This window comes from Streptomyces coeruleofuscus (genome assembly GCF_039532725.1).
GTDB lineage: Bacteria > Actinomycetota > Actinomycetes > Streptomycetales > Streptomycetaceae > Streptomyces > Streptomyces coeruleofuscus.
In genome coordinates this window covers 209,879-220,777 of sequence record NZ_BAAASE010000005.1, presented here as the reverse complement: position 1 = coordinate 220,777, position 10,899 = coordinate 209,879, and the positions used below count along the sequence as shown (strand labels likewise).

Sequence of the window (10,899 nt, the reverse complement as noted above, 5' to 3'; positions counted from 1 at the left end):
GGACCGCGACCGGGCCGGGCCCCTCGGGCCTGCGCGCGCACGCGGCATCGAAACCGGCGCGTCCCTCCTGCTCGCTCGCGCGCGGGTTGTGCCGAACGGTTCGGCCGGACCACCGTAGCGTGCGCGCGGGTGGTGGGTTGACCAGAGCCGGAAGGCTGTCAGCTGCCGGTGCCCGTCCTGCCCCAGTCCGGGCCCGCCTTGTCCCATGCCTGGTCCCAACGGGCGTACCGGCGGCGGACCATGCGCCAGACGATCAGCCGTCTGCCGCCCTCGACGAGAGCGCCGACCGCCAGGGCCGCGCCGAAGCCGGCGAGGACCGCGTGCGTCGACGCCGTCGCGGAGTCGAGGGGGCGGGCCACCATCTGGCCGTGCCGGTCGGTCCATATCCGGAACTCGTCGCCCTGCTGCGGGTCCTTGAGGCTCGCCAGCACCGGGCCCTGATGCGCGGTGCCGTCCGGTGCCGTCCAGTCGGCGAGGACGCGGTTGCGCAGATCCCGGCCCGTGGAGGTCTCCGGGTCGGCGTCCAGCGGGGAGCGGTCGAGCTTGCGGACCACTGTGGCCGTCACCAGATGCCGCGCTTCGTGCTGCTCGCGGACGGAGCGCTGGAGGGCGTCCTGGGCGGCGCCCCCGACGAGGGAACCGGCCACCGGCGCGGCCAGGAGGATCAGTACCAGGGCCGCCAGCGCCACCCAGGCCTCGGCCAGATCGGTCGCGCGGCACAGTGGGTTGCGCCGCCAGCGCCAGAGTCCCCTGATCGCTCGCACCGCCTGCACCCCCTTCCCGCTCCGTGATAACCCCCTGCCGAGCCGCCCACGCGCCAACCGGGCGAAGAGAGAGCGAAATCACCCCTCACCGGCGACTCTCATGAACTTCTCACACAAGCCCAACGCCCGGACGCTCGGGGCGGTTCCCACCTGGGGGACGCAGACGGCCGGTCCGGCTACTCGAGGATGCTCACCGGATCGCCGACCCGGATCGTGCCCCGGGACAGGGGCACCAGGTTCTGCCCGAAGACCAGGTTGCCGTCGAGCCGCCGGTGCCGCCCCAGGCTGTACAAGGGCTCACGGCCGCGCTCGCCCGTGTCCTGGTCGGTGGTGGTCACCACGCACCGTCCGCAGGTCTTGGCGACGCGGAAGGACACGTCCCCGATGGCGAGGCGCGACCAGTCGTCCTCGGCCCAGGCGTCGGCGCCCGCCACGACCACGCTCGGCCGGAAACGGTCCATGGGGAGCGGACCCTCGTCCGCGTGATCGCCCTGTGCGATCAGGTCGTTGAGGGCGTCGAGGGAGGCCGTCGTGGTGAGCAGCAGCGGAAAGCCGTCGGCGAAGGAGACGGTCTCGCCGGGACGCGCGTACTCCGGGTCGACGGGCCGGCGCGTGGCCGGGTCGTCCATGTACACGAGACGCGCGTCGATGCCGAGATAGGCGCTGCACCAGGCGTGCGCGGCCTCGTCCTCGGCCGGGACCGCGTCGACCTTGTCGCGGAAAATCTCCACCGGCAGCGTGTCCGAGGGCCTGGGAACGGGCACCGCCAGGGGCTCCATGCCGGGTGCGGACAGGCGGACGCCGCCGTCCGGCAGAAGCTCGGCGGCGGCCAGGGCGAGGCGCGGATGCCGACGCTGTGTGAGGACCTTCCCCTCGTCGTCGACCAGCGTCCAGCGCCGGTCTCCGGTCAGCCCCCAGGGCTCTACGACGGCCTCCCGGGGCGCGAGGCCCCGGATCGCCTTGACCGGATGGACGTGGATCGAGTGCAGGTGCGCGTTCCCCATGGGGCCATCGTGCCAGCCGGCACCGACAGCCCCCGGGCGGGCGGCTCAGTAACCGCGGTACTGCTGGTTGTTGTACGGGTCCTGATAGGGAGCCTGGGCGGGCCGGGGAGCCGCGGGGCGCATCGCCTCGTAGCCCGCGGGTGCCGCCGGGCGGGGCTGCTGCGGCTGGGGGCCGGGGTAGCCGCGTGGTGCGGTGGCCTGCTGCGGGATGTACGCCGCCGGCGCCTGCTGGAGCGGGGCGGGTTGCTGCGCCTGCGGATAACCGTAGGCGGGCTGGGACGGGGCTGCCGGAAGAGCGGGCAGCGCCGACGGGAGGGCGGGCAGGTTGCCGCCCGGCGTGTCGTACTGAGCGGGGACCCGGATCGGAGCGATCTGCGGGGTACCCCGCTCGGCGACGAGCCTGTCGTAGATCGGGGTGTCCGGGAAGGAGGCGGAGTAGTAGCCGCCGCCATAGGTGGAGCGGGGGGAGGTCATGGCACATAAGTTAAGCCCACGATGTGCTGGTTGGGGAGACCGATAAGAGGGTTGTTTTCCGTGTCCGCAGTGACCGGGTATCCCCAATGCGAGCGAACTCGGCAAAAAGGGGCGCCGAAGAAGGCTCCGATCGTGTAAAGGCCGAGTTCCGGGCGGGTTACCAGGGGTTGGCCATCGGGCTTCCGCCCGCGGCGCATGGGAGTTCGCCGCGGGGAGGAATAGGTTGTGCGAACGGAACTCGACGGACGGCCGGGGTGTGCCCGGCGCGGGGACACGCAATGGGGGCGGACATGCAAATGCTGAAAGGTTCAAATACCGCGGTGCCCACCGCGGCGCTGCGGGTCGAATTGGGCTGGCGGGCCGGACCGGGAGTGCCCGACGCCGACGCCTCCGCTTTGCTGCTGGTAAGCGGAAAGGTCCGCTCGGACGCGGACTTCGTCTTCTACAACCAGCCCGCGCACTCCTCCGGCGCGATCCGGCACGAGGGCAAGCGCAACGCCGACGGCCGGGTGACCGACACGCTTTTCGTCGACCTCGCGCGCGTGGAGCCCGAGATCGAGACGATCGTTGTCGCCGCCTCCTCCGACGGTGGCGCGTTCGGGCAGGTCCCGGGCCTGTACATCGAAGTCCAGGACGCCGCCCAGGGAACCGCGGTCGCGCGCTTCGACAACCCGGGCGCCACCACTGAAACCGCTTTCGTCCTCGGCGAGTTCTACCGCCGTCAGGGCGCCTGGAAGTTCCGTGCCGTCGGACAGGGCTACAGCAGCGGACTCGAGGGACTGGCCACGGACTACGGCATCACGGTGGACGAGCCGCAGCAGTCGGCCCCGGCTCCGGTCCCGGCCGCGGCTCCCGCACCTCCCGTCGCCCCGCCCTCGGCGCACACGCCCCCGCCGGCCGTGCCCCCGGCGGCACCGCCCGAGCCCGTCCGCCTCACCAAGGTGACGCTCACCAAGGCGGCCCCCTCCGTGTCGCTCACCAAGCAGGGCGGCACCTCCGGCGCCCTGCACGTGAACCTCAACTGGCAGGTCCGCAAGCAGTTCTCGGGATGGAGCAGCAAGTTCGGCCGCCCGGCCGCGATGCACGCCGACCTCGACCTCGACCTGTGCGCGCTGTACGAACTCACCGACGGCAGCAAGGGCGTCGTACAGGCCCTCGGCAACGCCTTCGGGGCACTTCGCCGGCCCCCGTACATCCACCTCGACGGCGACGACCGCACCGGCGCCGTGTCGACCGGTGAGAACCTCACCGTCAATCTCGACCACAAGGACGACTTCCGGCGCATCCTCGTCTTCGTCACCATCTACGAAGGCGCCCGCTCGTTCGCCGACCTGAACGCCACCGTCACGCTCCAGCCGCAGCACGGCGCCCCCATCGACTTCTCCCTCGACGAGTGCACCGTTCCCTCGTCCGTGTGCGCGCTCGCCCTGATCACCAACACGGGCGGCGACCTGGTCGTCCAGCGGGAGGCGCGCTACCTCGTGCCCGAGCGCGGGGTGAGTCCGCAGCGGACCGTCGACTACGCCTACGGGTGGGGCATGAACTGGACCCCCGGCAGGAAGTGACTGCTCCCGTGGCCGTCAGCCCTCGTCGGGCACGGCGTCCGGGCGGGCGTACGTGCGGCCCTTCCAGGCCGCACCGCGTCCCTGGTAGTGCCGCACCGCCGAGTCGACCGTCATGAGGAGATAGAGGAACGCGGTGAACGGCAGCAGGGGAGCGAGCCACAGCGGCTGCCGGTAGTAGCGGAGCATCGGCACGTACGTCCCCGTCATCACGAGCCAGGCCGACCCTCCGACGACCGCGGCAGCCGCGTTCCCCGCCACCAGCCCCCCAACGACCGCCGTGGGCGGCACCAGGTACACCAGCGCCAGCCCGGCGACCGTCCCGGCCAGCAGCAGGGGGTTGTGCCGCAACTGGGCGTACGCGCTGCGCGACACCATCCGCCACAGGTCGCCCAGCCGCGGATACGGCCGGACGCTGTCCACCCGGTCGGCCAGCCCCAGCCAGACGCGGCCCCCGCCACGCTTCACCGCCCGCGCCAGGGCCACGTCGTCGATCACGGCATGGCGGATCGCGTCCGGGATCCGCGCCCGTTCGGCGGCGTCCGTGCGCAGCAGGACGCAGCCACCGGCCGCGGCCACCGTGCGCGTGCCCTTTCTGCCGATCCGGCGGAAGGGGTAGAGCTGCGCGAAGAAGTAGACGAAGGCCGGCACGACGAACCGTTCCCACGTGCTCTCCACGCGCAGCCGGGCCATCTGCGAGACGACGTCGAACCCACCGGCACGGGCCGCCGCCACCAGCTCCCGGAGACTGTCCGGCGCGTGCGCGATGTCGGCGTCCGTCAGCAGCAGGTACTCGGGATCACGCGCGCGTGCCAGGCCGATGCCGTGGCGCACCGCCCACAGCTTGCCGGTCCAGCCCGCGGGCGGCTCACCCGGCGAGCTCACGGTCAGTGGCAGCCCGCCGTCCCCGCGTGCCAGTTCACGCGCCAGGTCACCGGTGCCGTCCGTACTTCCGTCGTCGACGAGGAAGACCTCCGCCCGCCCCGGGTAGTCCTGCCGCAGCAGCGACGGCAGCGCGGCGGGCAGCACCGCCGCCTCGTCGCGGGCCGGGACGACGACGCACACGGACGGCCACGCATCGGGTTCCCGGCGAGGCGGCAGCCGCACGTCCGTACGCCAGAAGAAGCCCTGGCCGAGCAGCAGCCACACCCAGGCGAGAAGTGATCCAGCGGCAGTCCACACAACGGCGCTCACGCGCGCAGTCTGCCCCACCGGAACGGCCCGGGACCGCTCATCGTCTATCGTGATCGGGTGAAGATCGCGCTCATGGACTCCGGAATCGGTCTGCTGGCGGCCACCGCCGCGGTGTGGCGACTGCGCCCCGACGCCGATCTCGTACTCTCCCTGGACCCCGACGGCATGCCGTGGGGCCCGAGGACCCCGGAGGACCTGACCGAGCGCGCCCTGGCCGTCGCCGAGGCGGCCGCCGCGCGCCGCCCCGACGCCCTGATCGTCGGCTGCAACACCGCGACCGTGCACGCGCTCACCGCCCTGCGCGCCCGTCTCGAACCGGAGCTTCCGGTCATCGGCACCGTCCCGGCGATCAAGCCCGCCGCGGCCGGCGGGGGACACCTCGCCATCTGGGCCACCCCGGCCACGACCGGCAGCACGTACCAGCGCACCCTGATCAGGGACTTCGCCGGCGGGGTCCCCGTCACCGAGGTGCCCTGCTGGGGTCTCGCCGAGGCCGTCGAACGCGCGGACGAGGCGGCGATCGACGCCGCCGTGTCCGCGGCCGCCGCACTGACACCCGACGAGGTGACCACCGTCGTCCTGGGTTGCACCCACTACGAACTGGTCGCCGAGCGCATCCGGGCCGCCGTCCAGCGCCCCGGCCGGCCGCCCCTCGTGCTGCACGGCTCCGCGGGCGCCGTGGCCGCGCAGGCCCTGCGCCGGCTCGGCGAGCAGCCCGCGCCGGGGGCCAGGCCCCACGGCACCGTGACCGTCCTGCTGAGCGGACGCGAGGGCACGCTCCCCGCAGCCGCCCTGGCGTACGACGAAGGACGGCTGTTGCAGGCGGTCACGCCGGCCGGCTGACCGGCACCGGTCTCCGAACGCCGTCGGTCTGCCGGATCAGCTCCCGCCGCCCGGCCGGCGCAGTCACGCTCCGCCATGAGGTACCAGCGGAGCGAAACCTGAGTAACCTCATAGACATGAGGGACCACCGCCACGGCGAGCACGCTCCCCACCCGCACCCCGATGTCTGGACCGGCCGGGCCACCAACCGGGTCCAGTGGCTGCTGGCGCTCATCGGCGCCGCCTGCATGGCACTGGGCATCGAACTGGCCGTCGACTCGGCGTGGACGTCCGGCACCGTCCCGCTGGTCATGGCCGTGGTCGGCTGCATCGCCGCCGGACTGCTGGTCCTCTTCGGAACGCTCGCCTTCGTGCATGTCGCCCTGCGGGTCGACGAGCAGCACCTGGAGGTGCGCTGCGGCCACATCGGCCTGCCCCGCCGCCGCATCCCGCTCTCCGATGTGGCGGGCGCCACGTACATCTCGCACGTCACTCCACGCCACTGGGGTGGCTGGGGCTATCGATGGCGGCCGGAGAAGGGCACGGCGGTGGTCGTACGACGGGGTGAGGGCGTCGTACTCGAACTGTGGGACGGACACACCTTCACGATCACCGTGGACGACGCGGAGGCGGCCGTACAGGTCATCAAGGCGCGGCTGGGGCGGACCAAGCCCGGCGCTGCCGCGCACTGAACGGGCTTCCGCTCACCACGCCGGGGTGCGTCCGGCGCCCCTGGAACGTGTGTCCGGGGCGGTGCCCGCCGGTTCGACGACGAGCGGCCGGGCCGTGGCCATGCCCGCCAGCAGTCCCGCACCCACCGACACCGCCGTGAAGCTGAGCGCGTTGCCGATCGCGGCGATGGCCGCGAGCGCCGTCAGGGCCGCGCCCGCGGTGAGCGCGACCGGCGTCGGGCGGGGGCCGCGCCACAGCGCGTACAGCACCCAGCCGAACGCCGCCGCCAGCAGGACCACACCGACGATCCCCTGCTCGGCCGCCTGCTGAAGGGGTGCCGAGTGGGGCTTGCCGTCGGACAGCAGTGACTGTGCGGACGTCGTGCTCAGCTCCCCGAAGCGCCCCGGGCCGATGCCCAGGGCGGCGTCGTCGCGCAGCAGATGCCAGGCGTCCTGCCAGAGCTGTACGCGGTGCGGCGTGAGCCGCTCTTCGGCGGCGGTCACGAGCCCGCCCGGTACGGCTCGCGCCGCGACCGCCCACGTCAGGCCGGTCACCAGGACGGCGACCGTGCCCAGTACGGCGAGGCCCGCGCCGCGGTGCCGGGTGCGGCCGGCGGCCAGCGAGCACAACAGCACCGCGACCGAGGCGACGCAGCCGGTGGCCGAGCCGAGCACGGCCGCCAGCACCGCCGTCCCGGCGGCCAGCAGCCGCAGGGCGAAGCGCACGGCCGGCACACGAGCGGCCCAGGCCGCGCAGCACGCGGCACCGGCCGACAGTGTCAACACGGCAGCCGTCGCCCCGGCATGCCCGAGCGGTGTGGCGATCTGCGGGCCCGGCGCGAGGTGCGGAACGGCCACGGTCAGCCCGACACCGGCCAGCGCCCCGGCGCAGGGCGCACCGACCGGCAGCAGCGCCCCGCCGATCCGGCCGGCGGCGTATCCGGCCGCCACGGCCAGTACCGCGAGCAGCACGCCCTCGGGCCGGCCGCCGTGCACCGCCGCCGTGATCAGGGACCAGCCGGCGCAGGCTCCCAGCACCACGACGCCCGCCGCGTCCACAGCGATCGGTCTCTCACTGTCCGCGTCCTGCCCGGACGCGGGCGTCAGCCCACTGGAACCCACCCCGTCCCGCCCCCCGTACGCGTCGCCCCCGACCTGTGAAGACCCCGGTCGCACGGGCCGCCACCGGCCGTACCACTGAGGCTTCGGGACACCGTAGCCGCTGGTGGACGGTTTGTGGATGTGTCGTCACGAAATGAGCAGGAACGTTGCGGCAGATCCACGGCGAGGCCCTGCCCGGTCGGGCCCGCGGTGCGTGAGGTCGCCGCCTGGTGGACCGCGCTGTCGGTGTCAAGGTCACTCGCCTTACACTCCGGGAGTGACCGTCACCGCAACCTCCGTCGGCGAGTCGGACCAGCTGGAGCCGCGGATCGCGCCCGAGGCGCGGGCCTGGGCCCGGCGGCTCGGGCGCCTCCTCCCGGCCGCCGCAGCCGCGCTCTCCGGCCTCCTGCTCTACGTCAGCTTCCCGCCCCGCACCCTGTGGTGGCTGGCCCTGCCGGCCTTCGCGATCTTCGGCTGGGTGCTGCGCGGCCGCGGCTGGAAGGCGGGGCTCGGCCTCGGCTACCTCTTCGGGCTCGGCTTCCTGCTGCCGCTGCTGGTGTGGACCGGAGTGGAGGTCGGCCCCGGGCCCTGGCTCGCCCTCGTGGCGATCGAGGCGGTCTTCGTCGCGCTGGTCGGCGCGGGTGTCGCCGCCGTGTCGAAGCTGCCCGGCTGGCCGGTGTGGGCGGCCGCTGTGTGGATCGCCGGCGAGGCGGCACGCGCGCGCGTGCCGTTCGAGGGCTTCCCCTGGGGGAAGATCGCGTTCGGACAGGCGGACGGTGTGTTCCTGCCGCTCGCCGCGGTGGGCGGCACCCCGGTGCTCGGCTTCGCGGTCGTGCTGTGCGGCTTCGGGCTGTACGAGGTCGTCCGCCTCGCCGTGGAGACCCGGCGGACGGGGACGGTGCGGCGGGCCGCGGCGGCGGGGGGGCTGCTGAGCCTCGCCGTCCCGGTCGTGGCGGCCGTCGCCGCCCGGCCGCTGGTCAGCGACAAGGCCGAGGACGGCAGCGTCACCGTGGGCGTGGTCCAGGGCAATGTGCCGCGGGCTGGCCTCGACTTCAACTCCCAGCGGCGGGCCGTCCTCGACTACCACGCGCGCGAGACCGAACGCCTGGCCGCGGAGGTCGAGGCAGGCAAGGTCGCCAGGCCCGACTTCGTGCTGTGGCCGGAGAACTCCTCCGACATCGACCCCTTCGCCAACCCCGACGCCCGCGCCGTGATCGACAAAGCGGCCAAGGCCGTCGGCGTGCCCATCTCGGTCGGCGGCGTCGTCGAACGGGACGGCAAGCTCTACAACGAGCAGATCCTGTGGGATCCGGCAAAGGGCCCCGTCGACAGCTACGACAAGCGCCAGATCCAGCCGTTCGGCGAGTATCTGCCGTTCCGCTCGCTGATCGGGGCGATCAACAGCAACTGGACCTCGATGCAGCGCCAGGACTTCAGCCGGGGCACCAAACCGGGCGTGTTCACCATGGACGGCGCCAAGGTCGGTCTCGTCACCTGCTACGAGGCGGCCTTCGACTGGACGGTGCGCTCCGAGGTCACCGACGGGGCTCAGATGATCTCCGTGCCGAGCAACAACGCCACCTTCGACCGCAGCGAGATGACCTACCAGCAGCTCGCCATGTCCCGGGTCCGCGCGGTCGAGCACAGCCGGACCGTGACCGTGCCGGTGACCAGCGGCGTCAGCGCGATCATCATGCCGGACGGCAAGATCACGCAGAAGACCGGCATGTTCGTCGCCGACTCACTGGTGCAGAAGGTGCCGCTGCGCTCCTCGCAGACGCCCGCCACACAGCTCGGCATCCTGCCGGAGATCGCCCTCGTGCTGGTCGCGGCCGGCGGACTGGGCTGGGCCGTCGGCGCCGGAATGCGCGGGCGACGCGCCGGTGACGTGTAGCCGTACGCCGGACGCACGCCGCCTGAAACCCGCCGGGGCGCCGCAACCCGCCCATTAGGGTCGGGCCATGGCTACTCCCGACTTCATCCGCACTCTCCGTGCCTCGGCCGGTCATCAGCTGCTCTGGCTCCCCGGAGTCACCGCCCTCGTCTTCGACGACGAGGGCAGAGTGCTGCTCAACCGCCGGGCCGACACTCGCAAGTGGTCGGTGATCGGCGGCATCCCGGACCCGGGGGAGCAGCCGGCGGCCTGCGCCGTGCGGGAGGTCTACGAGGAGACGGCCGTGCACTGCGTCGCCGAACGGGTCGTCCTCGTCCAGGCCCTGGATCCCGTCACCTACGGGAACGGCGACATCTGCCAGTACATGGACGTCACCATCCGCTGCCGGGCCGTCGGCGGCGAGGCACGGGTCAACGACGACGAGTCGCTGGACGTGGCCTGGTTCGACATCGACGCCCTGCCCCAGCTGGACGAGTTCGGGCTGTTCCGGATCAAGCAGGCCCTGTCGGACGCCCCCACATGGTTCGACCCCACTGCATCGGGCTGAACTGTAGGGCGTGACCACATGGGGCGCGGCTGGAGCGCTGCCTAGGGTCGAGGCATGACCGCGCCTCATGTCCTTCCGGCACCCCATGCCTCCCCGCTCGACCTCGGTGGCCGCACCGCGCTCGTCACCGGCGCCGCCGGCGGCATCGGCCGCGCCTGCGCGCTGCGGCTCGCGGCCGCCGGGGCGAAGGTGAGAGCGGTCGACCGGGACGCCGCAGGCCTGGAGGCGCTCGCCGGGCAGGGCGGTGACCTCGCGGGCACCGTGGAACCACACGTCCTCGACCTCACCGACCTGGACGCCGCCGAACTCGCCGCGGCGGGCACCGACGTCCTCGTCAACAACGCCGGGCTCCAGCTCGTGAGTCCCATCGAGGAGTTCCCGCCCGACGTCTTCCACACGGTGCTCACCGTGATGCTGGAGGCACCCTTCCGGCTGATCCGCGGCGCCCTGCCCCACATGTACGGACAGGGGTGGGGCCGCATCGTGAACGTGTCGTCCGTCCACGGGCTGCGCGCCTCGGCCTACAAGTCGGCCTATGTGGCCGCCAAACACGGGCTGGAGGGACTCTCCAAGACCACCGCCCTCGAAGGCGCACCCCACGGTGTCACCTCCAACTGTGTGAGCCCCGCCTATGTGCGCACCCCACTGGTCGAGAAGCAGCTCGCCGACCAGGCCCGGGCGCACGGCATCCCCGAGGAGCGCGTGCTGTCCGAGGTGCTGCTCCAGGACAGTGCCGTCAAGCGGCTCATCGAACCGGAGGAGGTCGCCGAGGCCGTGGCGTACCTGTGCGGTCCGCAGTCGTCCTTCATGACCGGTACCTCGCTCGTGCTCGACGGCGGCTGGACCGCCCACTGAACGGCCCTGAG

11 protein-coding genes are annotated in these 10,899 nt (G+C 72.9%); 6 read left to right on the top strand and 5 right to left on the bottom strand.

Annotated features, from left to right (window positions below; translation table 11 throughout):
* Positions 1-158: 158 nt before the first annotated feature.
* The 3 genes from ABFX81_RS20515 to ABFX81_RS20505 all read right to left on the bottom strand — a co-directional run bounded on the left by ABFX81_RS20515 (position 159) and on the right by ABFX81_RS20505 (position 2,242).
* Positions 159-764 (bottom strand): Rv1733c family protein, encoded by a 606-nt coding sequence (locus ABFX81_RS20515; protein WP_086854239.1) that lies wholly within the window; start codon positions 762-764, stop codon positions 159-161.
* Between the two features lie 176 nt (positions 765-940).
* Positions 941-1,768: an MOSC N-terminal beta barrel domain-containing protein gene (locus tag ABFX81_RS20510; RefSeq protein WP_086854234.1), complete on the bottom strand. Its 828-nt coding sequence runs from the start codon at positions 1,766-1,768 to the stop codon at positions 941-943.
* Between the two features lie 45 nt (positions 1,769-1,813).
* Positions 1,814-2,242 carry a DUF6643 family protein gene (locus ABFX81_RS20505; protein WP_086854233.1) on the bottom strand — a complete coding sequence of 143 codons (429 nt, stop codon included), beginning with the start codon at positions 2,240-2,242 and terminating at the stop codon, positions 1,814-1,816.
* Positions 2,243-2,538: 296 nt separating this feature from the next.
* On the opposite strand from ABFX81_RS20505, the gene ABFX81_RS20500 reads away from it, so the two are divergent.
* Complete coding sequence (locus ABFX81_RS20500) at positions 2,539-3,807, top strand: TerD family protein (protein ID WP_086854232.1); 1,269 nt, start codon at positions 2,539-2,541, stop codon at positions 3,805-3,807.
* Between the two features lie 15 nt (positions 3,808-3,822).
* Here the strand turns inward: ABFX81_RS20500 and ABFX81_RS20495 are convergent, their stop codons facing one another.
* Positions 3,823-5,016 (bottom strand): glycosyltransferase, encoded by a 1,194-nt coding sequence (locus ABFX81_RS20495; RefSeq protein ID WP_086854231.1) that lies wholly within the window; start codon positions 5,014-5,016, stop codon positions 3,823-3,825.
* A 39-nt stretch (positions 5,017-5,055) separates the two neighbouring features.
* Here ABFX81_RS20495 and ABFX81_RS20490 point away from each other — a divergent pair, with 39 nt between their 5' ends.
* Together ABFX81_RS20490 and ABFX81_RS20485 are read left to right on the top strand one after the other, a co-directional pair.
* The gene (locus ABFX81_RS20490; RefSeq protein WP_086854230.1) at positions 5,056-5,841 is read left to right on the top strand and encodes a glutamate racemase; all 786 of its coding nucleotides are present in this window, start codon (positions 5,056-5,058) and stop codon (positions 5,839-5,841) included.
* 116 nt (positions 5,842-5,957) lie between these two features.
* Positions 5,958-6,512 (top strand): hypothetical protein, encoded by a 555-nt coding sequence (locus ABFX81_RS20485; protein WP_086854229.1) that lies wholly within the window; start codon positions 5,958-5,960, stop codon positions 6,510-6,512.
* A gap of 12 nt (positions 6,513-6,524) precedes the next feature.
* Here the strand turns inward: ABFX81_RS20485 and ABFX81_RS20480 are convergent, their stop codons facing one another.
* Positions 6,525-7,550, bottom strand: a complete 1,026-nt coding sequence (locus ABFX81_RS20480; protein ID WP_346138460.1) for an O-antigen ligase family protein — start codon at positions 7,548-7,550, stop codon at positions 6,525-6,527.
* Positions 7,551-7,869: 319 nt separating this feature from the next.
* On the opposite strand from ABFX81_RS20480, the gene lnt reads away from it, so the two are divergent.
* The 3 genes from lnt to ABFX81_RS20465 all read left to right on the top strand — a co-directional run bounded on the left by lnt (position 7,870) and on the right by ABFX81_RS20465 (position 10,888).
* A complete protein-coding gene (gene lnt / locus ABFX81_RS20475) occupies positions 7,870-9,486 on the top strand; it encodes an apolipoprotein N-acyltransferase (RefSeq protein ID WP_346138459.1) in 1,617 nt (538 codons plus the stop codon).
* Positions 9,487-9,553: 67 nt separating this feature from the next.
* Complete coding sequence (locus tag ABFX81_RS20470) at positions 9,554-10,033, top strand: NUDIX domain-containing protein (protein ID WP_086847985.1); 480 nt, start codon at positions 9,554-9,556, stop codon at positions 10,031-10,033.
* A 54-nt stretch (positions 10,034-10,087) separates the two neighbouring features.
* Entirely contained in the window at positions 10,088-10,888 is an 801-nt protein-coding gene (locus ABFX81_RS20465; RefSeq protein WP_086847983.1) for a 3-hydroxybutyrate dehydrogenase, read from the top strand.
* Positions 10,889-10,899: the final 11 nt, after the last annotated feature.